Source organism: Kitasatospora sp. Xyl93 (genome assembly GCF_055383135.1).
Genome location: NZ_AP029185.1, coordinates 2,803,254 through 2,828,771, shown reverse-complemented (window position 1 = coordinate 2,828,771; position 25,518 = coordinate 2,803,254). Strand labels below are relative to the sequence as shown.

Below are 25,518 nucleotides of genomic sequence, written 5' to 3'. Positions count from 1 at the left end.
GCGGGGTGTGACCGGCGTGGCGGAGACAGGGCGCGGTCGAGCGCGCCCGGAGAGGAGGAGACGCGGAAGGGGGAGAACCCACCCCTTGCCACTCTCAACGTATAGCGCATGGGGGGTCTTGCGGCAAGGCCCCCGTGGTGGCGCACAATCGCAGGCCTCAGATCGGAGCTGATGCCATGAACAGCCGGACCACCAGTGCGTTCGACCTCCCCGCCCGCCTCGCCGCCAAGGCCGACCCGGCGCTGATCGGCGCGGACGAACGGCACTTCGCGGCCGTCGCGGAGAGCCTGGAGCAGTCGATCGCCGAGCTGTCCGACCGCCTCGACGCGCTGCGCCGCGCGCCGGGCGGCCTCGGCCGGGAGGCGATGGACCGGGACATCGAGGTGCACAAGCTGACCGGTCGGCTGCGCGCCCTGCGCCGCTTCGGCCTGGACCTCTGCCTCGGGCGGGTCGTCCTCGCGGGCGACGCGGAGCCGGTGTACATCGGGCGGCTCGGGCTCACCGACAGCGAGGGGCGCCGACTGCTGGTCGACTGGCGCTCGCCCGCGGCCGAGCCGTTCTTCGCGGCCACCCACGCCGACCCGATGGGCCTGGTGAGCCGGCGCCGGTACCGCTGGAACGGCGGCCGGATCGGCGACTACTGGGACGAGGTGTTCACCGCCGAGGCCCTGGAGGGGCACGCCGCGCTGGACGACCAGTCCGCGTTCATCGCCGGCCTGGGCGGCAACCGGTCGGCCCGGATGCGGGACGTGCTGGCGACCATCCAGGCCGACCAGGACGCCATCATCCGGGCGGGGTCCCGGGGCGCCCTGGTGGTCGACGGCGGCCCGGGCACCGGGAAGACGGTCGTCGCGCTGCACCGCTCCGCCTACCTGCTCTACTCCGACCCGCGGCTCGGCCACCGGCGCGGCGGGGTGCTGTTCGTCGGCCCGCACCAGCCCTACCTGGCCTACGTCGCCGACGTCCTGCCCAGCCTCGGCGAGGAGGGAGTGCGCACCTGCACCGTGCGGGACCTCGTCGCCGAGGGGGCCAAGGCCGGGCCCGAGAGCGACCAGGAGGTGGCCCGGCTGAAGTCCTCGGTCGACATGGTGAGGGCGATCGAGAAGGCCGTCCGGTTCTATGAGGAGCCGCCCACCGAGGGGATGGAGGTCTCCACCCACTGGGCCGATCTCTGGCTGAGCGCCGAGGACTGGTCCGACGCGTTCGACGCCCCGGACCCCGGCACCCCGCACAACGAGGCCCGCGAGCAGATCTGGGAGGAGCTGGCCACGATCCTGATGGACAAGCTGGACGAGGACGAGGGGGTCTCGCCGGAGCTGTTCCGCCGGTCGCTGCGGCAGGACCGCGAGCTGGTCGAGACGCTCAACCGGGCATGGCCGCTGCTCGACCCGGCCGACCTGGTCGGAGACCTCTGGTCGGTGCCCGCCTACCTGCGGATGTGCGCGTCCTGGCTGGCACCCGAGGAGGTCCGCAGGCTCCAGCGCAAGGACGCGCCGCAGGCCTGGACGGTGTCCGACCTGCCGCTCCTGGACGCGGCCCGGCAGCGGCTCGGCGATCCGGAGGCGGACCGGCGACGGCTCCGGCGGGAGGCCGCGGCCGCCGCCGAGCGCGCGCGGATGGCCGACGTCATCGGGGACCTGCTGCAGGCCGACGACGACGGCGAGGGCGCGGTGACGATGCTGCGCGGGCGCGACCTCCAGGACACCCTGGTCGACGAGACGGCCCTGCCCGTCGCCGACCCGGAGCCGCTCGCCGGGCCGTTCGCCCACATCGTGGTGGACGAGGCCCAGGAGCTGACCGACGCGGAGTGGCAGATGCTGCTGCTGCGCTGCCCGTCCCGGAGCTTCACCATCGTCGGGGACCGGGCGCAGGCCAGGCACGGGTTCACCGAGTCCTGGCAGGAGCGGTTGGAGCGGATCGGGCTCGACCGGAACACGGTGGCCTCGCTGAGCATCAACTACCGGACGCCGGAGGAGGTCATGGCCGAGGCCGAGCCCGCGATCCGGGCCGCGCTGCCGGACGCCAACGTGCCGACCTCCGTCCGCAGCAGCGGCATCCCCGTCGTGCACGGGTCGGTGGCGGAGCTGGACGCGGTCCTGGACGGCTGGCTCGCCGAGCACGCCGAGGGGACCGCCTGTGTGATCGGCGCTCCCGGCTTCGAGGCGCGGCCGCGGGTCCGGTCGCTGACCCCGGAGCTGTCCAAGGGCCTCGAGTTCGACCTGGTCGTGCTGGTCGACCCGGAGGCGTTCGGCGGGGGCGTCGAGGGCGCGGTCGACCGCTACGTCGCGATGACCAGGGCGACCCAGCGGCTGGTGGTCCTCAGGAGCCGGTGAGGAGGGACGACGAAGGGAGCGGAAGACGGCGCGGGCACGCCGCGACCGGCCGTCGGGAAGGCGACGGGCCCGGACAAGCGAGCGGGCCCGGAGAAGCGAGCGGGGCCCGGCGCCACCCGGCGCCGGACCCCAACGGCCTGAGCCCGCAGGTCAGTTGTGGGCGTGCAGGTCGGCGTTCAGGCCGCCCCAGGAGCCGGAGCGGGCGATGACCTCGACCGCGCCGCTCTGCGAGTTGCGGCGGAACAGCAGGTTGTCCTGGCCGGACAGCTCGACGGCCTTGGCCACCGTGCCGTCCGGGGTGGTGACCCGGGTGCCGGCGGTCACGTACAGGCCGGCCTCGACCACGCAGTCGCTGCCGAGCGAGATGCCGATGCCCGCGTTGGCGCCGAGCAGGCAGCGCTCGCCGACCGAGACGACCTGCTTGCCGCCGCCGGACAGGGTGCCCAGGATCGAGGCGCCGCCGCCGATGTCGCTGTGGTCGCCGACCACGACGCCCGCGCTGATCCGGCCCTCGACCATGGAGGTGCCCAGGGTGCCGGCGTTGAAGTTGACGAAGCCCTCGTGCATCACGGTGGTGCCGGCGGCCAGGTGCGCGCCGAGCCGGACGCGGTCGGCGTGGGCGATGCGCACACCGGTCGGGGCGACGTAGTCGGTCATCCGCGGGAACTTGTCGATCCCGTAGACGGCCAGCTGACCGCCCTGGGCGCGCACGGCCAGCCGGGCCTGCTCGACCTTGTCCACCGGGACGGGGCCGATGCTGGTCCACGCGACGTTGGCCAGCAGGCCGAAGATGCCGTCCAGGTTCTGGCCGTGCGGCTTGACCAGGCGGTGGCTGAGCAGGTGCAGGCGCAGGTACACGTCGTGCGTGTCGAGCGGCTTCTCGTCCAGCGAGGCGATGGTGGTGCGCACGGCGACCACCTCGACGCCGCGGCGCGCGTCGGCGCGCAGCGCCTCGGCCGCGCCGGCGCCGATCTCGGCCTCGGCCTGCTCGGCGGTCAGGCGGACGGTGCCGGCCGGGCCGGGCTCGGCGGCCAGCGCGGGGGCGGGGAACCAGGTGTCGAGGACGGTGCCGTCGGCGGCGATGGTGGCCAGACCGGCGGCGACGGCGCCGTTCGCCGCGGAGGTGGATTCGAGCGAGGTGGATTCAGCAGTCACACCGTGCACGTTAACCAATGCGGGGCCCCGGTGCCGAACACGCCCACCGGACGGACACGTCCGTCGGAGGTGCTGCCCGGCGGCTCGCGGGGCGGGAAAACCCGGTGCTGGGCGCCGCGGCGCTGGGCAATACTTCAGCGGGTGTTCATGTCGATCTCCACCACCGGTAGCGCCGAGGACCCGGCCACGGGCCTCGGGTTCCTGCTGCACAAGCACCCCGGCAAGGTCCAGCGGTTCACCACGTCGCACGGCGAGGCCCACGTCTTCTACCCGGAGGCGCGGGACGAGGCCTGCACGGCGGCGCTGCTGCTCGACATCGACCCGATCGCGCTGGTCCGCAAGGGCCGGGGCGACGGCCGGGGGCGCGGCGGCTCGCCCGACTTCGCGCTCGCCCAGTACGTCAACGACCGCCCGTACGCCGCGTCCTCGCTGCTCGCGGTGGCGCTGCGGACGGTGTTCCGGTCCGCGATGAAGGGCGCCTGCCCGGCCCGGCCCGAACTGCCCGGGCGGGCCCGCCCGCTGCGGATCGAGCTGCCCGCCGTGCCCGCGAACGGCGCGGGCGAGGGCGGCGGCCCGGCCCTGGTGGTCCGGCTGTTCGAGCCGCTGGGCTGGCAGGTCGAGGCGACGGCGATCCCGCTGGACGAGTCGTTCCCCGAGTGGGGCGAGTCCCGCTACGTGCGGATCGCGCTCTCCTCCGGGACGGTCCGGCTCGCCGACGCGCTCCAGCAGCTGTACGTGCTGCTGCCGGTGCTGGACGGCGCCAAGCACTACTGGGTCGCCCCGGACGAGGTGGACAAGCTGCTCGCCGCCGGGCAGGGCTGGCTGGCGGCCCACCCGGAGCGCGCCCTGATCACCCGCCGCTACCTGGCCCGGCGCTGGGCGCTGACCCGGTCGGCCCTGGAGCGCCTGGAACTGGCCCGTCTGGCGGAGGCCGACGACCGCGAGGTCGAGGAGATCGACAACGCGGTCGACGACCGGGCCGAGGAGGACGGCCGGGACCAGCCGGAGCAGCCGGACCACCGGGAGCAGCCGGAGCCCAGGCAGCCCTCGCTCGCCGAGCAGCGCCGCACGGCGATCCTCGCCGCGCTGCGCGAGACCGGAGCCGCCCGCGTCGCCGATCTCGGTTGCGGCCAGGGCGAGTTGATCGGCGACCTGCTCAAGGACGCCCGGTTCACCGGAATCCTCGGCGTGGACGTCTCGGCCAGGGCGCTGCGGGCGGCGAGTCGTAAGCTGGGCCTGGAGCGGCTGTCGGAGCGTCAGGCGGCCCGGGTGGCGCTGGTGCAGGGAGCGCTCACCTACACCGACGCCCGGCTCAAGGGCTTCGACGCGGCGGTGCTGTGCGAGGTGATCGAGCACCTGGACCTGCCGCGGCTGCCCGCGCTGGAGTACGCGGTGTTCGGCGCCGCCCGGCCGAGGGCGGTCGTGGTCACCACGCCGAACGCCGAGTACAACGTCCGCTGGGAGAACCTGCCGGCGGGCACCGTCCGGCACGCCGACCACCGCTTCGAGTGGTCCCGGGCCGAGTTCCGCGCCTGGGCCGGGAAGGTCGCCGCCGCGTACGGCTACACCGTGGAGCTGCGCCCGGTCGGCCCGGAGGACGGGGAGGTCGGCGCGCCGACCCAGCTGGCCCTGTTCACCACGACCTCGACGCCCGCGACCTCGACGCCCGCGACCACGACGCCCGGCACCACGACGCCCGGCACCACGACACCCACGGCCCAGGCGCCCGCCACGACCACGACGCCCGAAGGAGGCGAGCCCCGATGACCGACGATCCGACCGACACGCCCGGCGAGAGCCAGCGCCAGGACGGCACGGAGAGCGCCGCCCCCCGCCGCCTCCCCGTCACCGACGTCTCCCTCGTCGTCCTCATCGGCACCAGCGGCGCGGGCAAGTCCACCTTCGCCCGCCGCCACTTCCTGCCCACCCAGGTGGTCTCCTCCGACTTCTGCCGCGGCCTGGTCGCCGACGACGAGAACGACCAGTCCGCCTCCGCCGAGGCCTTCGACGTCCTGCACTACATCGTCGGCAAGCGCCTGGCGGCCGGCCGGCTGACCGTCGTGGACGCCACCAACGTCCAGCCCGAGGCCCGCCGTCAGCTGGTCGCGATCGCCCGCGAGCACGACGTGCTGCCGATCGCGATCGTCCTGGACGTCCCGCCGGGGGTGTGCGCCGAGCGCAACCGCTCCCGCCCGGACCGTCAGCTGCCCGCCCATGTGATCCCCCGCCAGCACCGGGAGCTGCGCCGTTCCCTCCGGGGCCTGGAGCGCGAGGGCTTCCGCAAGGTGCACGTCCTGCGCGGTGAGGCGGAGGTGGCGGCGGCCGCGATCGAGCTGGAGAAGCGCTACAACGACCTGCGCCACCTCACCGGCCCGTTCGACATCGTCGGCGACATCCACGGCTGCCGCTCCGAGCTGGAGACCCTGCTGACCCGGCTCGGCTACACCCTGACCAGGGACGCCGAGGGCCGCCCGGTGGACGCGGCGCACCCGGCGGGCCGCACCGCCGTGTTCGTCGGCGACCTGGTCGACCGCGGCCCCGACACCCCGGGCGTGCTGCGCCTGGTGATGGGCATGGTGGCGGCCGGCCACGCGCTCTGCGTGCCGGGCAACCACGAGAACAAGCTCGGCCGGGCGATGGACGGCAGGAAGGTCACCGTCGCCTACGGCCTGCGGGAGTCGCTGGACCAGCTGGCGGGGGAGAGCGAGGAGTTCCGCGCCGAGGTCCGCGCGTTCATGCGCGGTCTGGTCAGCCACTACCTGCTGGACGGCGGCGCCCTGGTGGTCTGCCACGCCGGCCTGCCGGAGAGGTACCACGGCCGCAACTCCGGCCGGGTCCGCTCGCACGCGCTGTACGGGGACACCACCGGCGAGACCGACGAGTACGGCCTGCCGGTGCGCTACCCGTGGGCGGAGGAGTACCGGGGCCGGGCGCTGGTGGTCTACGGCCACACCCCGGTGCCGACCGCGAGCTTCGTCAACAACACCGTCTGCCTGGACACCGGCTGCGTCTTCGGCGGCAGCCTGACCGCGCTGCGCTACCCGGAGCGCGAGCTGGTGAGCGTCGAGGCCGAGCGCGAGTGGTACGCCCCGGTGCGCCCGCTGATCACCGACGCGCCGGGCGCCCGCGAGGGCCGTCCGCTGGACCTCGCCGACGTGGCCGGGCGCCGGATCGTCGAGACCGGGCTGCACGGGCGGGTGGCCGTCCGGGAGGAGAACGCGGCCGCCGCACTGGAGGTGATGAGCCGCTTCGCGCTGGACCCGCGACTGCTCGCCTACCTGCCGCCGACCATGGCGCCGAGCGCCACCTCCCGCCGGGACGGCTACCTGGAGCACCCGGAGGAGGCCTTCCTCGGCTACCGGGCGGACGGCGTGCGGCACCTGGTCTGCGAGGAGAAGCACATGGGCTCGCGCGCGGTGCTGCTGGTCGCCCGGGACGGGGCCGCGCTGGAGCGCCGCTTCGGCGTGGCCGGCCCGGGCGCGATCTGGACCCGGACCGGCCGTGCCTTCCTCGCCGACGAGGAGCTGACCGGCGCCGTGCTCGACCGGGTCCGGTCGGCCGCCGAGCGCGCCGGGCTGTTCGAGGAGCTGGCCACCGACTGGCTGCTGCTGGACGCCGAGCTGATGCCCTGGTCGCTGAAGGCGGTGGAGCTGCTGCGCCGTCAGTACGCGGCGGTCGGCGCGGCGGCGGGCGCGGCCCTTCCGGAGGTGCTGTCCGCGCTGGAGCGGGCGGCCGGGCGCGGCCTGGACCTCGCCCACCTGACCGCCCGCCAGCGGCAGCGCGCGGCCGACGCGCGGGCGTTCACCGAGGCGTACCGGCGCTACTGCTGGCCGACCGAGGGGCTGTCGGGCATCCGGCTGGCGCCGTTCCAGGTGCTCGCGGCCGAGGGGGCGAACCTCGCGGTGCGCCCGCTCGACGAGCACCTGGCCTGGATCGACCGCCTGGTGGACGCCGACACGGCCGTCGGCCCGGCCGCCGACGGCACCGACGGCGCTTCCGGCGCCGGCACCGGCGGCGCCGGGCGGAAGGAGCCGGTGCTGCACCGCACCCGCCGGATCCTGGTGGACACCGAGGACGAGGCCTCGACGGCCGCCGCCACCGCCTGGTGGGAGGAGCTGACCGAGGCGGGCGGCGAGGGCATGGTGGTCAAGCCGCTGGCCTCGCCGGCGCGCACCGTCCGAGGCGAGGGCCGCCCGGGCGGCCTGGTGCAGCCCGGGGTGAAGGTGCGCGGCCGGGAGTACCTGCGGATCGTCTACGGTCCGGACTACACCGAGCACCTCGACCGGCTGCGCCTGCGCGCGCTGGGTCACAAGCGCTCGCTGGCGCTGCGCGAGTACGCGCTGGGCCTGGAGGCGCTGGACCGGCTGGCGGCGGGGGAGCCGCTGTGGCGGGTGCACGAGCCGGTCTTCGCGGTGCTCGCGCTGGAGTCGGAGCCGGTCGACCCCCGGCTGTGACGGCCGTGCGGGCCGTGAGGGCTGTGACGGACGTGAGGGCTGTGACGGCGGTGACGGCGGTCCGGAGGACGGGACCCCCGGGGGCGCCCCGGCTCCGGCACCGCCGGCTTCTGTATAGAAATTCCGAACATCGTATACACTTGCCGCCTTCCCGCAGTCCCGTCACCCCAGGAGCCCGGCATGGCCTTCAACCTCCGGAACAGGCACTTCCTCAAGGAGCTCGACTTCACGCCCCAGGAGTTCCGCTTCCTGGTGGACCTCGCCGCCGGTCTGAAGGCGGCGAAGTACGCGGGCACCGAGCAGCCCCGGCTGCGCGGGAGGAACATCGCGCTGATCTTCGAGAAGACCTCCACCCGCACCCGTTGCGCCTTCGAGGTCGCCGCCCACGACCAGGGCGCCACCACCACCTACCTGGACCCGGTGGGCTCGCAGATCGGCCACAAGGAGTCCGTCAAGGACACCGCCCGGGTGCTCGGCCGGATGTTCGACGGCATCGAGTACCGCGGCCACGGCCAGGAGATCGTCGAGGAGCTGGCCGAGTACGCCGGCGTCCCGGTGTGGAACGGCCTGACCGACGAGTGGCACCCCACCCAGATGCTGGCCGACGTGCTCACCGTCACCGAGCACACCGTCAAGCCGCTCCCCGAGGTCGCCCTCGCCTACCTCGGCGACGCCCGCTCCAACATGGGCAACTCGCTGCTGGTCACCGGTGCCATGCTCGGCATGGACATCCGGATCGTCGCCCCGCGCGCGCTCTGGCCGACCGAGGAGGTGCAGAAGTCGGCGCGGACCCTGGCGGAGACGACCGGCGCCCGGATCACCCTGACCGAGGACGTCGCCGAGGGCGTGGCCGGAGCCGACTTCCTCTACACCGACGTCTGGGTCTCGATGGGCGAGCCCAAGGAGGTCTGGGCCGAGCGGATCGAGCTGCTCAGGCCGTACCAGGTGTCCATGGACACCGTCCGGGCCACCGGCAACCCGGACGTGAAGTTCCTGCACTGCCTGCCCGCCTTCCACGACCTCGGCACGGTGGTCGGGCGGCAGATGTACGAGGCGACCGGCATGACCGAGCTGGAGTGCACCGACGAGCTGTTCGAGTCGGCGCACTCCATCGTGTTCGACCAGGCCGAGAACCGGCTGCACACCATCAAGGCGGTGCTGGTCGCCACCCTCGGCTCCTGACCGGGCCCGGTCAGGAGCCGAGCGGCCCGGCCCGCGGACGGCTCCGGGCCGCGGAGGGTCCCTGGGCGCGGGCCTCAGTCGTCCAGCTTGACGCAGGCCACCCGGTCGCCCGCCGCGTGCGGCCCGGCCGGAGTGCCCGCGTGCAGCACCAGCGAGCGCGCCTCGCCCGGCCGCGGCTGCCAGTCCACCGCGGTGGTGGCGCTGCCCCGCCCCCGCCCGTCGGTGCGCAGCACCAGCCGCAGCTCGTTGCGCTCGTTGGCGTACACCGGGTCGGTGGACGGCTGCACAGGGTCGGCCTCGTCCTGGTAGTGCGGCCCGGAGGAGGCCGGGTCGGCCCCGCAGCGGCCGGTGTGCAGGTGCACCGGGAACTCGTGGTCGGGGGCCAGGTCGGAGGCCGTCAGGGTGAGCACCGTCCGCCCGGGCACCGAGCGGTCGGTGACGATCCGGGCGTGCGAGCCGTACGGCACCAGGTCGTTCGCGTAGCTGATCGCGGCCGGCGGGACGAAGGCGGTGGCCGGGTCGAAGGCGACCTCGACGACCGAGACCGGTGAGGCGGCGGGGGTGAGCAGGGCCAGCGGCAGCAGGGCGGCGGCGAGCGGAGCGGTCATCGGGACGGGGCCTTCCACGGGCGGGGCGACGGTCGCCCTGCTAACGCGGCCGGAGCTCCGAGGACACCCGGGCCGTGGGCCGCTCAGTCCCGCCGGATCCCCCGGATCTCGCAGCGCGGCCCGCTGGCCCGCATCAGCCGCAGGTCGGCGGTGACCAGCGGCACCCCGTACCGTTCGGCGACCGCGACGTACGCGGCGTCGTCCGGGGTGAGGTTGTCCTTGAGCTCCCAGATCCGGCCGAGCAGCGGCGCCACCTCGACCTTGCGGACCTGGCGCACCGCCACCTCGGCCAGTTCGCCGGCGAGTTCGGCGACCCGCTCGGCGGTCAGCTCCTTCGCCAGGTAGAGGCCGCGCAGCGACTGCATCACCTCGACCACGATGTGCTCGGGCGCCAACCACTCGCCGCCGGCGGCGAGTTCCTCGCGGGCCCGGACCCCGCGCGGGCCCTGGTCGGCGAGCGCCAGCACCAGCGCGGATGCGTCCACCACGATCATCAGTCGGCCCCTGCCCGTTCCGCACGTCCACTCCCCGGCCACGGTACCGGGGCGGTCCTCGTCCGGTGGCGCCGGGCCCGGAGGCCGGTCGCACGGCCCCGGCGGCAGGGAACACGGCCCCGGAGACCCCTGGCGCGGCCCCGGGCCCGGCTCTCGGCGGGTTCAGCCGCCGGCCGGCGGTCCGGCGAGCAGTCCGGCCAGCAGGGAGGCGGCGTTGGCGGTGCCGGCGGCGACCCAGGGCAGCGCGTCGCGCGGGCGCAGCCCGGTGAGCGGGCGGAGCAGCAGTGCCTCGACGGCGCAGACCGCCGCCTCGCCGAGCGCGAAGCCCGTCCAGTACGCTGCCGCCGGCCCGTCGGTCCAGTGCCGGAGGGCCCACCAGAGCAGGGGGTGCGTCACCAGGTTGACCAGGACGGCGGCCGCGGCCGCCCGCCCGGGGCGGACCCGGCCCACGCGTTGGAGGGCGGCGGTGTAGACGGGTACCTCGGTCAGCAGGGTGAGGGCGAGGGCCACCGGGTAGCGCACGGCGGGGATCGTGCCACGGGGAGGGGGAGCATGGCGACCACGAGCACGCCGGCCACGAGCACACCGGCCACGAGCACGCCGGCCACCGCCACCCTCTGGCCCGCCCCGGGCCCGGCGGCCCGGCCGGGCGCCGCGCCGTTCGCGGGCTTCGCCCTGTCGGCCGTCCTCGCCCTGGCCCTGGCCCTGCGCGCCCCGACCGGCCTGGCGGTGCTGGGCCTGGCCGCCTTCGGCCTGCTGCACAACGTGCTGGAGCTGCGCTACGTGGCCGGGCGCTTCGCCGCCGTCCTGGCCGGCCCGCTGCTGCGACTGCTGCTGGTGCTGGTGACCGGCATCGTGCTGTGCCGGCTGCTGCCGCCCTCCCGGGCCGCCCAGTCGGCGGAGATCCTGCTCGCCTACGGCCTGCTGGTGGCGGCGTGCCGGTACGGGCTGCGCGGTCGCCCCCGGTGGCTGCCGGCGGCCGCGGTGCTGCTGGCGGGGGCCGGGGCGGCGTCGCTGGCCTTCCCCGCGTACCACTTCGTGGTGCTGGCCCACCTGCACAACGTGGTGCCGCTGCTGTTCCTGGCCGAGTGGTCGCGCCGGCTGGCGCGGGGCCGTGCGGCGTTCCTGGCGCTGCAGTCGGCCTGGGTGCTGCTGGTGCCGGCGCTGCTGCTGAGCGGCCTGCTGGACGGCCCGCTGTCCCAGCGACCGGGCGGCTGGACGGACCGGCTGGCGGCCGCCTACACCCCGCCGGCCCTGTTGGCGCCGCAGGCGGGCCTGCGCTTCCTGGCGGTGTTCGCGTTCCTCCAGACGATGCACTACGTGGTCTGGGTCTGGTTCCTGCCCCGGTACGCGCCGGAGGCCGCGGAGCGCTTCGACGCCCGGGTGCCGGGGCTGCGCGGGTGCCGGGCGTGGCTGCTGGGGGCGGGCGCGGGGGTGCTGCTGGCCGTGTTGTTCGCCGTGGACCACGCCCGGGGCCGTTCGCTGTACGCGGCGCTGGCGTCGTACCACGCCTATCTGGAGTTCCCGGTGCTGCTGGTACTGGTTCTCGGCCTGGGCGCGAACCGGGCGCGAACGGAGGAGGAAGAGTGAGGACGATCCCGCTGGCCGACATCGCCCCCTCGCCGACCGGCGGTTCCGGTGGTGAGCTTGTGGTGGTGCTGCTGATGGCGGCCGCCGTCGTGGCGGGCGCGGTCTGGCTGATCAGGCTGGAGCGCAAGCGGCGCGGCCCGGACGACCGGTGAGCCACGGCATGCACTATGGTTTATCTCGACATCGAGATAACTGCGTCCTACGATATATCTCGACATCAAGATACTTGCCGAGAGGCGCTCGCCGGCGATGCGGGCAAGGTCAGCCTAAGTAAGGCTGACCTTACCACCGCGTGACGGCCGGAATTCGCACGAAGCACCCAGAAGGAGTCAGTCGTGTCCGCGAACAGCTTCGACGCCCGCAGCTCGCTGCAGGTGGGCGACGAGTCGTACGAGATCTTCAAGCTCTCCGCCGTCGAGGGTTCCGAGCGGCTGCCGTACAGCCTCAAGGTGCTGCTGGAGAACCTGCTCCGCACGGAGGACGGCGCGAACATCACCGCCGACCACATCCGCGCCCTCGGCAACTGGGACGAGAACGCCCAGCCGAGCCAGGAGATCCAGTTCACCCCGGCCCGCGTGATCATGCAGGACTTCACCGGTGTGCCGTGCGTGGTCGACCTCGCCACCATGCGCGAGGCCGTCAAGGAGCTGGGCGGCGACCCGGCCAAGATCAACCCGCTGGCGCCGGCCGAGCTGGTCATCGACCACTCGGTCATCGCCGACAAGTTCGGCACCAAGGACGCGTTCACCCAGAACGTCGAGATCGAGTACGGCCGCAACAAGGAGCGCTACCAGTTCCTGCGCTGGGGCCAGACCGCCTTCGACGAGTTCAAGGTCGTCCCGCCGGGCACCGGCATCGTCCACCAGGTGAACATCGAGCACCTGGCCCGCACCGTCATGGTCCGCAACGGCCAGGCCTACCCGGACACCTGCGTCGGCACCGACTCGCACACCACCATGGTCAACGGCCTCGGCGTGCTGGGCTGGGGCGTCGGCGGCATCGAGGCCGAGGCCGCCATGCTCGGCCAGCCGGTCTCCATGCTGATCCCGCGCGTCGTCGGCTTCAAGCTGACCGGCGAGCTGCCGGCCGGCACCACCGCCACCGACCTGGTGCTCACCATCACCGAGATGCTGCGCAAGCACGGTGTGGTCGGCAAGTTCGTCGAGTTCTACGGCGACGGCATCGGCTCCATCCCGCTGGCCAACCGCGCCACCATCGGCAACATGTCGCCGGAGTTCGGCTCGACCTGCGCGATCTTCCCGATCGACGCCGAGACCATCAACTACCTGAAGCTCACCGGCCGCGACGAGCAGCAGCTCGCCCTGGTCGAGGCGTACGCCAAGGAGCAGGGTCTCTGGCACGACCCGTCGCACGAGCCGGTCTACTCCGAGTACCTGGAGCTGGACGTCTCGACCGTCGTCCCGTCGATCTCCGGCCCGAAGCGCCCGCAGGACCGCGTGATCCTGGCTGAGGCCGCCGAGAAGTTCGCCGAGGCGCTGCCGACCTACTCCGCCGAGGCCTCGAAGCCGACCGCCGTCACCGCCCCCGACGGCTCGACCTACGAGATCGACAACGGCGCGGTCGTGATCGCCTCGATCACCTCCTGCACCAACACCTCCAACCCCTCCGTCATGCTGGGCGCCGCCCTGCTGGCGAAGAAGGCCGTGGAGAAGGGCCTGCACGTCAAGCCCTGGGTCAAGACCACCCTGGCGCCCGGCTCCAAGGTCGTCATGGACTACTACGAGAAGGCCGGCCTGCTCCCGTACATGGAGAAGCTGGGCTTCAACCTGGTCGGCTACGGCTGCGTCACCTGCATCGGCAACTCGGGCCCGCTGCCCGAGGAGGTCTCGGCCGCCGTCAACGAGTCCGACCTCGCGGTCGTCTCGGTGCTCTCCGGCAACCGCAACTTCGAGGGCCGGATCAACCCCGACGTCAAGATGAACTACCTGGCCTCCCCGCCGCTGGTGGTCGCCTACGCCCTCGCGGGCAACATGAACATCGACATCACCAAGGACGCCCTGGGCCAGGACGCCGACGGCAACGACGTCTTCCTCGCCGACATCTGGCCGTCCGAGCAGGAGGTCGCCGACACCGTCGCCGGCTCCATCGACGAGGCGATGTTCGACAAGGGCTACCAGGACGTCTTCGCCGGCGACCACCGCTGGCAGTCGCTCCCGGTCCCGACCGGCAACACCTTCGAGTGGGACGCCGAGTCCACCTACGTCCGCAAGCCCCCGTACTTCGAGGGCATGGCCAAGACCCCGAGCCCGGTGACCGACATCGCCGGCGCCCGCGTCCTGGCCAAGCTGGGCGACTCGGTCACCACCGACCACATCTCCCCGGCCGGCAACATCAAGCCGGGCACCCCGGCGGCGCAGTACCTGACCGCCAACGGTGTCGAGAAGCGCGACTTCAACTCCTACGGTTCCCGTCGTGGCAACCACGAGGTGATGATCCGCGGCACCTTCGCCAACATCCGCCTGCGCAACCAGATCGCGCCGGGCACCGAGGGCGGCTACACCCGCGACTTCACCCAGGCCGACGCGCCGGTGTCGTTCATCTACGACGCCTCGCAGAACTACCAGGCCGCCGGCATCCCGCTGGTCGTCCTGGCCGGCAAGGAGTACGGCTCCGGCTCGTCCCGCGACTGGGCCGCCAAGGGCACCGCGCTGCTGGGCGTCAAGGCCGTCATCGCCGAGTCGTACGAGCGCATCCACCGCTCGAACCTGATCGGCATGGGCGTCCTGCCGCTGCAGTTCCCGGAGGGCGAGAACGCCGAGTCCCTCGGCCTGACCGGCGAGGAGACCTTCTCCATCACCGGCGTGACCGAGCTCAACGAGGGCCGCACCCCGAAGACCGTCAAGGTCAAGGCGGGTGACAAGGAGTTCGACGCGGTCGTCCGCATCGACACCCCCGGTGAGGCGGACTACTACCGCAACGGCGGCATCCTGCAGTACGTGCTGCGCTCGCTGATCGGCTGAGTCCCGGCAAAGCCCCAGGGGGCCGGACCGCACCACGCGGTCCGGCCCCTTTTGCATGCTGCACCGACCGGGCCCGCCCCCTTGTGCGGTGAACGGCGGATGGACTAAACCTCTCTCTCATCTGGTCCAGACCATTTGACGCCGCCTCAGAGAACAGGTCCGGTATGCCCACTCGCGCCTCAGCCCTGCTCGCCGCCGCCACCGTCGCCGCGCTGCTCGCCGCCCCCGCCACCGCCGACGCCGCCGACGGACGGCACGGCCCGAAGCTGAAGGGCCAGCGGGTCGGCTACTTCACCCAGTGGGGCGCCGACAGCTCCGCCAAGCGGGTCCAGGAGTCCGGCCAGGCGGCCAAGCTCACCGTCATCAACTACGCCTTCGGCAACGTCTCCGCCGAGGGCACCTGCTTCGAGAGCAACGAGCCCGGCCAGAGCGACGCCCGCAACGACTACCAGCGCCCCTTCTCCGCCGCCGAGTCGGTGGACGGCGTGGCCGACGCCCCGGGCCAGCGGTTGAAGGGCCACTTCAACCAGCTGCGCAAGCTCAAGGCGAAGAACCCCCAGCTGCGCACCGTCATCTCGCTCGGCGGCTGGAGCTGGTCCAAGTACTTCTCCGACGCGGCGGCCACCGACGAGGCCCGCAAGAAGTTCGTCTCCTCCTGCATCGACCTCTACCTCAAGGGCGACGTGCCGGTCCTGGCCGACTCCCCGGAGGGCGGCCCGGGCTCGGCCGCGGGCGTCTTCGACGGCATCGACATCGACTGGGAGTACCCGGGCGGCGGCGGGGACGCCGGCAACGTGGTCCGCCCCGAGGACGGCCGCAACTTCACCCTGCTGATGCGGGAGTTCCGCGACCAGCTGGACGCGCTGGGCGGCCGGAAGGGCAGGCACTACCTGCTGACCGCCGCCGTGGCCGCCAACGAGACCGTCGCCGACCGGCTCGAACTGCCTCTGCTCAGCGAGTCGGTGGACTGGCTGAACGTGATGACCTACGACCTGCACGGCCCGTGGGAGGGCAAGGGGCCGGCCAGCCACCAGGCCCCGCTGTACTCCGACCCGGCCGACCCGGACCCGCGCGGGCGCAGCGCCGACAAGGCCGTCGTGCACTACCAGGAGCGCGGCCTGCCCTCCGAGCAGCTCGTCCTGGGCGCCCCGCTGTACGGCCACGGCTGGACCGGCGTCGCCCCCGGCACGCGCGGCGGCCTGTTCCAGAGCGCCACCGCGGCCGCGCCCGACCACTCGTACCAGGAGATCAACGCGCTGCCGGGCAAGGTCTACCTGGACCGCGACCACGGCGCGTCCTGGAAGTACGACGGCACCACCTTCTACAGCTACGACACCGCCGAGGTGCTCACCCGGAAGGCGCGGTACACGCGCTGGAACGACCTGGCCGGGGTGATGGTCTGGTCGCTGGACGGGGACGACGCCCAGGGCAGCGCGATCGCCGCGCTGGACCGCGGCCTGCGCCGCGACTGACCGTTCCCCACCCCCCGTACCCAGGGCCCGCCGCGGACGCACCCGCGGCGGGCCCTGTCACGCGGTCGGCGCGGCCGGCTCCGCGCGCGGGCCCCGGGGCTGCCGGGCGGGCGGCGGGGAGCCGTCCAGGATGCCGCTCTGCGCGGTCAGATAGGCGAGCTGGGCCCGGCTGTTGCTGCCGAGGATCTCCGACACCTTCTTGAGGTGGCTCGCCACGGTCCGCGAGCTGATGCCGAGCCGGCTGGCGATCGCCGCGTCCGTGTAGCCGTCCACCATGAGCTGGAGCACCCGCAGCCGGGTCTCGTCGGTGAGCAGCGGTGGGCGCTGGTGGTCGCTCTCGTAGACGACCGGTGCGGCCCGCTCCCAGGCGTGCTCGAAGACCGACGCCAGGAAGTGCACCACGCCGGAATCGGTGATCTTGAGCGCGTGGTTGTGGTGCTCCAGCTCCTTGTCCGGGATGAAGGCCACCGAGCGGTCGCAGATGATGAGCCGGTCGAACACCTCATCGACGGTCCGCACCTCGATGCCGGCGTCGGTGACGGCCTTGATGTAGTCCAGCGTCGGGTAGTGCGCCCGGACGGAGTGCTGGTAGAGCGTGCGCTGGCGGACCCCCCGTTTCTGCGCGTCCAGCGCCAGGACCAGCGATCTGGCGAGGACGTCGGTCGGCCGGCTGCCGCCCGGGTGCGCGGTGAGCAGCTCCCGCTCGGTCGCCTGGGTCGTCTCCGCCACCGCGGCGGCGATCACCGCCGCGCCGCCGAGCCGCTGGACGGTGTCCCCGCCCTCCCTGCGCAGCGTCCGGTAGACGCTCTCGACCTGGGACATGGCGGTCCGGATCGCGGCCACCTGCTGCTGCTGTTCGAGGATCTGCTGCTCCATCGGGTGCAGCAGGGCCGTGGTGGCGACCTCGGGCGGGACCGGTACCAGGACCGACGGATCGCCCAGCGCCGCCGTCAGCAGCCCCAGCTCGGTCAGGCACGCCGGCGGTGCCGCGGTCGGAGCCCTCCCCAACAGCACCGCCTTGCGGTAGAACGTGATCCCCTCGTCACATGGCCCGGGGTTAGCCTCCGGGCCGCCGGCGTCTGATATGTCGCACATGTGCCACCCCCTTCGGAATCTTGCAGTGCACGATCCTGAGCCATCGGATCTCTTCTGGCAAGGACCCATTCCCAGGCATTCTCTCTGTGTGCCGGGGAAACCCCCGGCGCTAACGGAGAGATCTATCTAGGGGTGGATGGAAATGAAGATCATGCGGTTCCCGGGTCGAATCCTCGCGTCCGTCGTTATGGCCGCCCTCGCGGTGATCGTCGTTTCCGCCGCGCCGAGCGTCTCCGGCAGCGCCCCCACCGCTGCCGTCAGCGACGCCGCGCTCCTGCCGGGCGACCCCGGCTGGGCCTGATCGACCGGCGGGAATCCGCCGCCCCTGGACAGTATCGCCGATCCGCGGACCCGCGGGAGTGCTGCGAATCACGTTTCGCCTATTTCGGCGTGCCGACATTCAGAAGGAGAGAGAAATGACCGCTGCGATTGCCGTACCGAAATGCCTGGTGTGCGACACCGACTTCGAGGTCGACGAGGCCTGGGAGCGGGGTGAGGTGACCGAGTGCGCGGCCTGCGGCCAGGAGCACGAGGTCGTCGAGAAGTCCGAGGCCGGCGTCCGCCTCGACCTGGCCCCCGAGGTGGAAGAGGACTGGGGCGAGTGACCTCCCCCGGCCGAGTCCTGCTGTCGGCCACCATGCTCCGCCCCGAGGAGAAGCTCCTCCTCGGGGCGTTGCGTGGGGAGGGTCTGACGGCGACTCCACTCCTGATGGAGGATCTGTCCGAGGTCGTGGCGGGTCACACCGACCCGCCGGGCCTGGCCCTGATCCGCAACCTGTCCCACCGGGACGCGATCAGCGTCTCGTGCCGCCTGGAACACGCCGGGATCACCACGCTCAACCGCGCGTCGACCATCGAGACCTGCAACGACAAGGGCCTGCAGGCGCTGCTCTTCGCCCGGCACGGAATCCCCCACCCGCTCACCCGGCACGCCTTCAGCTACGACCAGGTCCGTGCGATCGTGGCCGAACTGGGCATGCCCGCGGTGGTCAAGCCGGTCAGCGGCTCCTGGGGGCGCGGCGTCACCAAGCTCGCGGACGACGCGTGCCTGGAGGCCTGGGCCGCCGGGCGCGAGTCCGTGGACGCCGCGGGGAAGCTCTTCCCCGTCATCGTGCAGAAGTACATCGACAAGCCCGGCCACGACCTGCGCGTGGTCGTCGTCGGGGGCACCCCGGTCGTGGCGATCCAGCGGGTCTCGGACGACTGGCGCACCAACACCCACCTGGGCGCCGAGGTCCGGCGCGTCGACGTCACCCCGGAGATGGAGAAGCTCTGCGGCCAGGTCGTCGACGTCCTCGGCCCCGGCTTCTACGGGGTCGACCTGGTGGAGGACCGCACCACCGGTGAACTGCTCGTCCTGGAAGTGAACGCCAACCCCGAATTCGCCCGCTCCTCCGCCCTGCACGGAGTGAACGTCGCCGGCCACCTCGCCACCTATGTCGCGGGGCAGCTGGCGGCCGCGGCCGTGTGACCCGGAGAGGATCCATGGAACTGTTCGACACCGCGACGGTGCTCGCCCGCGTGCTCACCTCGGGCGTGGTCATGAGCATCGAGAAGAGCGACCGTGAACTGCCCGCGCTGGAGCGGCTGCTGACCAAGCGGACCGGCCGTGCCAAGGCCGTCCTGCTGAACAGCCGGACCGGTGCCCTGCACGCGGCCCTGGCCGGTCAGGGCATCGGCCACGGCGACACCGTGTCCCTGTCCGAGCCGGACGAGGCCACCGTGGCCTTCCTGGGCTGGCTCGGCGTCACCGTCGAGGGGCAGGCCCCGGCCGCCTTCGACTTCGTCTCCCTGACCCCCGAGAACGCCGGCCGGCTGGACGAGCTGACCGCCGGGGCCACCGCCCCCGCGCTGGTGGTGGACCTGAGCGGGCTCGGCTTCGGCCCGGCCGCCGCCGTGCTCACCGACGACGAGCGGCTCTGGGCCCGGGCCGAGCGGCTGAAGATCTTCGGCGCCTACGACCTGCGCACGATGTGGACCCAGCAGGAGGCCGACGCCGAGCTGGTGCCAGGGGTCCAGTTCAACTACCGGCTGAGCCCCCTGGTGGCCGGTTGCGTACGGATGGCCCTCACCCACGCGGCGCGCCCCGCCGCCGCAACCTCCGGAGCACGCTGATGATCACCGACTTCCCGAATTCCCCACTGCCCCTGCCCACCGCCGCCGACCTCGCCGACGAGCTCGCCGCCCTCGGCGGCGGCGCGATGATCCCCAAGGCTCAGCGCCGCACGCTCTTCCCGATCATCACCAAGGAAGACGTCTTCAACCTGATGCTCGCCCAGCGGCAGTCGCCCGACAAGGTCGTGGCCGACTTCGCCGAGGCGTACCGCGCCTACGTCGGCGCCGAGTACGCCCTGCCCACCGCCAGCGGCACCTCCAGCCTGCACATGGCCCTGGTCGGCGCCGGCGTGCAGCCCGGCGACGAGGTGATCGTCCCGGCGTTCACCTTCATCGCCACCGCGCAGGCCGTGGTCGCCGCGCACGCGATCCCGGTGTTCGTCGACATCGACCCCCGCACGTACTGCATGGACCCGCAGGCCGCGGCCGCCGCGATCACCCCGCGGACCAGGGCGCTCATGCCGGTGCACGTCCACGGCCTGCCCGCCGACGTGTCCGCCCTGCGCGCCCTGGCCGACCAGCACGGCATCGCGCTCGTCGAGGACGCCTCGCACGCCCACTCCGCCAAGATCGGCGACCGGGTGGCCGGCTCCTTCGGCGACGCCGCCGGCCAGAGCCTGATGGCCGACAAGAACTTCCCGCTCGGCGGCGAGGGCGGCATCGCCTTCTACGCCACCGAGGAGGCGTACCGCCGGGCGGTCGACTACCTGGAGCGCCACGCCATCGACTACGGCATGTCCTGGGTGGCCGCCGCCTTCGGCACCAGCCAGCTGGCCCGACTGCCGTACTACGACGAGATCCGGGCCCGCAACGCCGCCCTGCTCGGCGAGGCCCTGGCGGGGACCGGTCTGTTCACGCCGCCGCACGTCCCGGAGGGGCACGTGCACGCGTACAACATGTACCGCACCACCCTGCACCCGGAGGCCGTCGGCCTGGAGGACCTGCCGGTGCACGCCGTCAAGGAGGCGGTGCACGAGCTGCTGGTCGCCGAGGGCGTGCCGGCCCGCGAGTGGCAGAACACCCCGATCCCGTGCCACCTGCCGTTCCGGCACCGCGACGGCTTCGGCAACGGCTACCCGTTCTCGCTCAACCCGGACGCCGTGCGCGACCACCGGCCCGAGGACTTCCCGGTCACCCTGGGCATGCTCGACAGCACCCTGGTGCTCTGCCGCGAGCTGCGCTCCCCGGTCGAGTACGAGCGGATCCTGCGCTACGCGGACGCCTTCCGGAAGGTCGCCCGGCGCCCGGACGCCATCCGCAAGCTCGTCGAGAGCGGCGACTACCGCCGCCCGTGGGAGAAGGCGGCCCGCCTTGGCTGACGAGAAGATCCGCGTCGCCGTCATCGGCGCGAGCGGCTACACCGGCGGCGAGGTGATCCGGCTGCTGCTCGAACACCCCGGCGTGGAACTCGCGTTCCTCTCCGCGGAGCGCAACGCCGGCGCCACGGTCGGCAGCGTCCACCCCTGGCTGCGCAACCACCCGAGGGCCGGCTCGCTCACCCTCCGGCCGCTGGCGCAGCTCGCCGAGGCCGGCCCCGTCGACGTCGCCTTCGGCTGCCTGCCGACCGGCACCCTGCCGGAGCAGCTGCCGCTGATCGCCGACAACGCCAAGCGGGTGCTCAACCTGGGCGGCGACTTCCGGCTGCGCGACGGCGACGACGTCCGCACCCACTACCCGAAGACCGCCGCGAACCCGCCGAGCGAGGAGTTCGCCTACTACGTCCCCGAGCTGAGCCCCGGGATCCCGCAGGAGCGGTTCATCAGCCTGCCCGGCTGCATGGCCGTCACCACCATCTACGCGCTCTACCCGATGTTCGCCGCCTCGCTCGCGACCGACCGGGTCGTGGTCGACGCCAAGACCGGCTCCACCGGGAGCGGTCGCGGCGGCGGCGAGCCGCACGCCGAGCGCAGCGGCAACATCCGGGTGCACAAGCTGCACGGGCACCGGCACGCCCCGGAGGTCCAGCAGGCGATCGCCGACCTCACCGGCGCCGCCGTGGACCTGCGGTTCTCCACCCACAGCCTCGACGTGTCGCGCGGCATCATGGTCACCGCGTACACCGAACTGCGGGACGGCGTCACGGCGTTGGACGTCAAGCGGGCCTACGCCAAGGCGTACCTCGGCAAGCCCTTCGTCCGGGTCCGGCCGGCCCCCAAGGCGGCGCAGGACTTCCCGATGCTCAAGGCGGTCGTCGGCTCGAACGTCGCCGAGGTGGCGGTCGCGGTCCGCGGCGACCAGTGCGTCGCGGTGGCGGCCCTGGACAACCTGGTCAAGGGCGCGGCCGGGCAGGCGATCCAGGCGATGAACCTGATCTTCGGCCTGGACGAGACGGCCGGACTGCCCACCACGGCGGTGTCGCCATGAGCCGCCCGCTGTACGTGGTCAAGGTCGGCAGCGCCACCCTCGACCACGGGACGATCCACAAGGAGCTGGCCGACCTGGTGGCCCGCGGCGCCCGGGTGCTGCTGGTCGCCGGCGGTGCCACCGGCATCGAGACCCACTACCGCGCGATCGGCCGCCCGATGCCGCAGCTGCGGCTCGCCAACGGCGACGAGGTGCGCTACTGCCCGCCCGAGGAGATGGCCCACCTGGTCGACGCCTACGAGCGGGTCACCCTGCCCGCCGTCGAGCGGGAGGCCCGGGCCCTCGGGCTCGGCGTCTTCACCGCCGTCGCGGCGCGCGGCGCACTGGTGACCGGGCGGGCCAACCGCCCGCTGAAGGCGCTGTCCGCCGAGGGCCGGCCGATCGTGGTCCGCGACCACCGGGCCGGCGTGCCCGCCCGGGTGGACACCGAGCGGCTGAACGCCCTGCTCGACAGCTACGACCTGGTCTGCCTGTCCGCACCGGTCGCCGACCCGGACGGCGGCGCCCCGCTCAACGTCGACGCCGACGTGCTCGCGGCGGTCCTCGCCAACGCGCTCGACGCCGACCACCTGCGGCTGGTCACCGGCACCGCCGGACTGCTGACGGACAAGGACGACCCGCGCTCCACGCTGGCCGACGCCTACCCGGGCGACGGAGCGCGGTACGCCGCGGGACGCATGCGGCAGAAGGTCCGCGCGGCCGAGATCGCCCTGGAGGGCAGCGCCGACGTGGCCATCACCGGGCCGCACACCATGGCCGAGCCGGCGAACTGGACCAGGTTCTGGCGGGTGCGCGAGCCCTCCGCCGACCTGAGCCTGCTGACCCGGGTGGTCTCGGTGCCCTCGGTCTCCGGCGACGAGGCCGAACTCGCCACCCTGCTGGCCGAGTGGTGCCGGGAGCGCGGCATGGACGCCGCCGTCGACGAGGTGGGCAACCTCGTCGCCAGCCGCGGCATCGGCCCCCGCCGGCTGCTGCTCCTCGGCCACCTCGACACCGTGCCGCACCGCTGGCCGGCCGAGTGGCGCGAGGGCGAACTGTGGGGCCGCGGCAGCGTCGACGCCAAGGGCAGCCTGGCCAGCTTCCTGGAGGTGCTCGCCCACGCGGACATCCCGGAGGACGGCCAGCTGTGCGTGGTCGGCGCGGTCGAGGAGGAGATCTCCTCCTCCAAGGGCGCCTTCCACGTCCGGGACCACTACCCGGCCGAAGCGGTCGTGATCGGCGAGCCCAGCGGCGCGCAGAAGCTGACGCTCGGCTACTTCGGGCTCTTCAAGCTCAAGGTGACGGCGTCGGTGCCCAGCGGCCACTCGGCCGGACAGGACGCGGTCTCCGCCCCCGACCTCCTGATCGAGGCGCTCGGCGGCATCCGGACGGCGGTGCTGGCCGAGGCGACCGACGCGCTGAGCGCGGTCATCGAGATCAGCAGCGGGACCGGACGCGAGCACAACCACGCCACCGGGATCCTCAACTTCCGGGTGCCGCCCACCGCCGACCTCGCCGCGTTGCGCGCGGCCGCGCTCGACCAGGTCCGCCCCGGCGTGGCCGTCGAGGTGCTGCGGGCCACCCCCGGCTACGTGGGCGGCCGCTCCAGCCCGCTGGTCAAGGTCTTCACCCGGGCCTTCGCGGACGCCGACATCCGGCCCCGCTTCGTCGTGAAGAAGGGCACGTCGGACATGAACACGCTGGCCACCACCTGGCACGACGTGCCCATGGTGGCGTACGGCCCCGGCGACTCCTCGCTGGACCACACCGACGAGGAGCGGATCGGCGCCATGGAGTACCGCACCGCCCGCTCGCTGCTCGCGGACGCCGTCAACCGGTGGTTCGCCCTGCCCGAGGGGAGCCGTCGATGAGCGCGGTGCTCGCCCCGCCGCGGGCCGAGGACAGCCTGCTGGCCGTCCTCACCGACCGGGCCGTACGGGCCCGCCGGCTCGTGGTCGACATGGCCGCCGGGCCGCGCGGCTGCCACCTCGGCGGCAGCCTGTCCGTCCTGGACATCCTGATCGCCGCGCTGCACCGGGCCTCGGCCGGGGACGGCACCGAGGTCGTGCTCAGCAAGGGGCACGCCGCCGCAGGCCTCTACGCGGCCCTGCACGTCAGCGGCGTCCTCCCGGACGACCCGACCCCACGCTACGGCCTGGCGGGCGAGCCGTTCACCGGCCACCCGGGCCCCAAGGTCCCGGGCGTGCGCTTCCCCACCGGGAGCCTCGGCCACGGCGTCCCGTACGCCGCCGGCTGGGCGCTGGCGCGCAAGCTCGGCGGCCGGAGCGGCCTCGGCATCGCCGTCGCGGGCGACGGCGAGCTCCAGGAGGGCCTGGTCTGGGAGACCTGCCAGGTCGCCGTGGCCCAGGAGCTGGGCAACTTCGTGCTGGTGGTCGACCGCAACGGCGGCCAGAACGACGGCCTGGTGGCCGACATCTCGCCGCTGCCCCGGCTCGCCGAGCGGTTCGCCGCCTTCGGGTTCGAGGTCGTGGAGACCGACGGGCACGACCTGGCGGCGCTCACCGCACTGCTGGCCGGCGACCGCGCCGGGGCCCGCAGGCCGCTGGCCGTCATCGCGGCCACCGTCAAGGGGAAGGGCGTGCCCGCCGTGGAGGGCAAGGCCGGCTCCCACTACGTGACCATCGACGCCACGCGCGCCGCCAAGTGGAAGCGAGCGATCCGATGACCCTCTCGGGCCGTGACGCCTACCGCGACGAGCTGACCGGGCTCGCCGCCGAGGACGACACCATCGTCTGCCTGGAGGCGGACCTCGGCGGCAAGGGCCACCCGTTCCAGGCCGCCCACCCCGACCGCTTCTTCAACCTCGGCATCGCCGAGGGCGCCATGGTCGACATGGCGGCCGGCCTCGCCGCGGGCGGGTACAAGCCCTTCGTCAGCACCTTCGCGCCCTTCGCGGCGCTGCGCGCGGCGGAGAGCCTCAAGCTGACGCTGGGCTACCTGAACGCCGGGGTCACCGTGGTGGCGCCCTACGCGGGCGTCTCCGGCGCCTGGTTCGGCACCACCCACCACTGCCTGGAGGACCTCGCCGTCCTGCGCAGCATCCCGGGCGTGGTCATCGCCGCCCCCTACGGGGAGGCGGAGATGCGGGCGGTGGTCCGCGAGGCCGTGCGCTCCGGCCGGCCGCACTACATCCGCACCGGGCGCAACGCCCAGTACCGCTCGCTGGACTGGGAGGGCGCGCAGCCGCCGCTGGTCAACTGGGAGTTCCGGGCCGATCCGGGCGAGGTCTGCCTGGTGTCGGTGGGGGAGGAGGGCACCCGCCTGGCGCTGGCCGCGCGGGAGGCCCGGCCCGGCCCGGCCCACGCCCACCTGGTCTACCTGGACCACCCGAACCTGGCCCGCGCCGCGGCCGAACTGTCGCGCCACCACCGGCGGTTCGTCGTGGTCGAGGAGCACCGCGCCCAGGGCGGGGCGGCCGAGGCCCTCGCGCTGCTGATGCCCGGCTGCGAGGTCACCGCGGCGAGCGCGGACCTGACCTGGCCCTCCACCGGCGGCGACCACGAGGAGGTCATGGCCGCGGTCGGACTCTCGCTGCCCGCCGTGCTCTCGGCGGTGGCCCGGGCCGGCGGCGCCGGCCGGCTGCCGGCCTCCGTCGGAGCCTGCGTCCGCTGAGCGGGCGCCCGGAACCCCTGCGCCGTCCGTCCGAACACCCCGGACGACCCGTCACCCCCCTTA

Annotated in this window: 22 protein-coding genes; 17 read left to right on the top strand and 5 right to left on the bottom strand. The window is 73.4% G+C overall.

From position 1 onward, the window contains the following. Nucleotides 1-176: 176 nt before the first annotated feature. Complete coding sequence (helR, locus tag ACZ5GH_RS12485) at nt 177-2,333, top strand: RNA polymerase recycling motor ATPase HelR (RefSeq protein WP_464334270.1); 2,157 nt, start codon at nt 177-179, stop codon at nt 2,331-2,333. Between the two features lie 150 nt (nt 2,334-2,483). On the opposite strand, the gene dapD is transcribed toward helR, so the two are convergent. Further along, nucleotides 2,484-3,488, bottom strand: a complete 1,005-nt coding sequence (gene dapD / locus ACZ5GH_RS12480) for a 2,3,4,5-tetrahydropyridine-2,6-dicarboxylate N-succinyltransferase (RefSeq protein ID WP_464334269.1) — start codon at nt 3,486-3,488, stop codon at nt 2,484-2,486. Nucleotides 3,489-3,629: 141 nt separating this feature from the next. Between dapD and ACZ5GH_RS12475 the strand changes: the two genes are divergently transcribed. The 3 genes from ACZ5GH_RS12475 (at nt 3,630) to argF (ending at nt 9,124) form a co-directional block, all read left to right on the top strand. Then, on the top strand, nt 3,630-5,255 hold the full coding sequence (locus ACZ5GH_RS12475; protein WP_464334268.1) for a 3' terminal RNA ribose 2'-O-methyltransferase Hen1: 1,626 nt from the start codon (nt 3,630-3,632) through the stop codon (nt 5,253-5,255). Then, nucleotides 5,252-7,942, top strand: coding sequence for a polynucleotide kinase-phosphatase (locus tag ACZ5GH_RS12470; protein WP_464334267.1), 2,691 nt, complete (start codon nt 5,252-5,254; stop codon nt 7,940-7,942). The genes ACZ5GH_RS12475 and ACZ5GH_RS12470 overlap by 4 nt, the downstream gene beginning before the upstream one ends. Before the next feature lie 180 nt (nt 7,943-8,122). Then, the gene (gene argF / locus ACZ5GH_RS12465; protein ID WP_387748124.1) at nt 8,123-9,124 is read left to right on the top strand and encodes an ornithine carbamoyltransferase; all 1,002 of its coding nucleotides are present in this window, start codon (nt 8,123-8,125) and stop codon (nt 9,122-9,124) included. Nucleotides 9,125-9,198: 74 nt separating this feature from the next. On the opposite strand, the gene ACZ5GH_RS12460 is transcribed toward argF, so the two are convergent. The 3 genes from ACZ5GH_RS12460 to ACZ5GH_RS12450 all read right to left on the bottom strand — a co-directional run bounded on the left by ACZ5GH_RS12460 (nt 9,199) and on the right by ACZ5GH_RS12450 (nt 10,748). Next, nucleotides 9,199-9,732: a superoxide dismutase family protein gene (locus tag ACZ5GH_RS12460; RefSeq protein WP_387748126.1), complete on the bottom strand. Its 534-nt coding sequence runs from the start codon at nt 9,730-9,732 to the stop codon at nt 9,199-9,201. An 83-nt stretch (nt 9,733-9,815) separates the two neighbouring features. Next, nucleotides 9,816-10,226 (bottom strand): type II toxin-antitoxin system VapC family toxin, encoded by a 411-nt coding sequence (locus ACZ5GH_RS12455; protein WP_387748128.1) that lies wholly within the window; start codon nt 10,224-10,226, stop codon nt 9,816-9,818. 162 nt (nt 10,227-10,388) lie between these two features. Continuing rightward, on the bottom strand, nt 10,389-10,748 hold the full coding sequence (locus tag ACZ5GH_RS12450) for a hypothetical protein (RefSeq protein ID WP_464334266.1): 360 nt from the start codon (nt 10,746-10,748) through the stop codon (nt 10,389-10,391). A gap of 30 nt (nt 10,749-10,778) precedes the next feature. On the opposite strand from ACZ5GH_RS12450, the gene ACZ5GH_RS12445 reads away from it, so the two are divergent. From ACZ5GH_RS12445 to ACZ5GH_RS12430, 4 genes are all read left to right on the top strand, one after another. Next, nucleotides 10,779-11,816, top strand: a complete 1,038-nt coding sequence (locus ACZ5GH_RS12445; protein ID WP_464334265.1) for a hypothetical protein — start codon at nt 10,779-10,781, stop codon at nt 11,814-11,816. After that, nucleotides 11,813-11,968: a hypothetical protein gene (locus ACZ5GH_RS12440; protein WP_387748134.1), complete on the top strand. Its 156-nt coding sequence runs from the start codon at nt 11,813-11,815 to the stop codon at nt 11,966-11,968. The genes ACZ5GH_RS12445 and ACZ5GH_RS12440 overlap by 4 nt, the downstream gene beginning before the upstream one ends. A 183-nt stretch (nt 11,969-12,151) precedes the next feature. Then, a complete protein-coding gene (gene acnA / locus ACZ5GH_RS12435) occupies nt 12,152-14,797 on the top strand; it encodes an aconitate hydratase AcnA (protein WP_401107937.1) in 2,646 nt (881 codons plus the stop codon). A 164-nt stretch (nt 14,798-14,961) separates the two neighbouring features. Then, nucleotides 14,962-16,269, top strand: coding sequence for a glycoside hydrolase family 18 protein (locus tag ACZ5GH_RS12430; protein ID WP_387748138.1), 1,308 nt, complete (start codon nt 14,962-14,964; stop codon nt 16,267-16,269). A gap of 57 nt (nt 16,270-16,326) precedes the next feature. Here ACZ5GH_RS12430 and ACZ5GH_RS12425 read toward each other — a convergent pair whose 3' ends face one another. Beyond that, nucleotides 16,327-17,364 carry a LuxR C-terminal-related transcriptional regulator gene (locus ACZ5GH_RS12425; protein ID WP_387748140.1) on the bottom strand — a complete coding sequence of 346 codons (1,038 nt, stop codon included), beginning with the start codon at nt 17,362-17,364 and terminating at the stop codon, nt 16,327-16,329. Between the two features lie 136 nt (nt 17,365-17,500). On the opposite strand from ACZ5GH_RS12425, the gene ACZ5GH_RS12420 reads away from it, so the two are divergent. From ACZ5GH_RS12420 to ACZ5GH_RS12380, 9 genes are all read left to right on the top strand, one after another. Continuing rightward, nucleotides 17,501-17,665: a hypothetical protein gene (locus tag ACZ5GH_RS12420; protein ID WP_387748142.1), complete on the top strand. Its 165-nt coding sequence runs from the start codon at nt 17,501-17,503 to the stop codon at nt 17,663-17,665. Nucleotides 17,666-17,780: 115 nt separating this feature from the next. Further along, nucleotides 17,781-17,969 (top strand): lysine biosynthesis protein LysW, encoded by a 189-nt coding sequence (locus ACZ5GH_RS12415; RefSeq protein ID WP_049648974.1) that lies wholly within the window; start codon nt 17,781-17,783, stop codon nt 17,967-17,969. Further along, complete coding sequence (locus tag ACZ5GH_RS12410) at nt 17,966-18,835, top strand: RimK family alpha-L-glutamate ligase (RefSeq protein ID WP_387748144.1); 870 nt, start codon at nt 17,966-17,968, stop codon at nt 18,833-18,835. Before ACZ5GH_RS12415 ends, ACZ5GH_RS12410 begins: the two co-directional genes overlap by 4 nt. A 14-nt stretch (nt 18,836-18,849) precedes the next feature. Then, on the top strand, nt 18,850-19,479 hold the full coding sequence (locus ACZ5GH_RS12405) for a degT/DnrJ/EryC1/StrS aminotransferase (RefSeq protein WP_387748146.1): 630 nt from the start codon (nt 18,850-18,852) through the stop codon (nt 19,477-19,479). Next, nucleotides 19,479-20,798 (top strand): DegT/DnrJ/EryC1/StrS aminotransferase family protein, encoded by a 1,320-nt coding sequence (locus ACZ5GH_RS12400; protein ID WP_464334264.1) that lies wholly within the window; start codon nt 19,479-19,481, stop codon nt 20,796-20,798. The genes ACZ5GH_RS12405 and ACZ5GH_RS12400 overlap by 1 nt, the downstream gene beginning before the upstream one ends. Next, on the top strand, nt 20,791-21,843 hold the full coding sequence (gene argC / locus ACZ5GH_RS12395; RefSeq protein ID WP_401107923.1) for an N-acetyl-gamma-glutamyl-phosphate reductase: 1,053 nt from the start codon (nt 20,791-20,793) through the stop codon (nt 21,841-21,843). Before ACZ5GH_RS12400 ends, argC begins: the two co-directional genes overlap by 8 nt. Next, the gene (locus tag ACZ5GH_RS12390; RefSeq protein WP_464334263.1) at nt 21,840-23,693 is read left to right on the top strand and encodes a M20/M25/M40 family metallo-hydrolase; all 1,854 of its coding nucleotides are present in this window, start codon (nt 21,840-21,842) and stop codon (nt 23,691-23,693) included. The genes argC and ACZ5GH_RS12390 overlap by 4 nt, the downstream gene beginning before the upstream one ends. Then, the gene (locus tag ACZ5GH_RS12385) at nt 23,690-24,508 is read left to right on the top strand and encodes a transketolase (RefSeq protein ID WP_387748154.1); all 819 of its coding nucleotides are present in this window, start codon (nt 23,690-23,692) and stop codon (nt 24,506-24,508) included. The genes ACZ5GH_RS12390 and ACZ5GH_RS12385 overlap by 4 nt, the downstream gene beginning before the upstream one ends. After that, nucleotides 24,505-25,455 carry a transketolase family protein gene (locus ACZ5GH_RS12380; protein ID WP_387748156.1) on the top strand — a complete coding sequence of 317 codons (951 nt, stop codon included), beginning with the start codon at nt 24,505-24,507 and terminating at the stop codon, nt 25,453-25,455. The genes ACZ5GH_RS12385 and ACZ5GH_RS12380 overlap by 4 nt, the downstream gene beginning before the upstream one ends. The last annotated feature ends 63 nt before the right edge of the window (nt 25,456-25,518 follow it).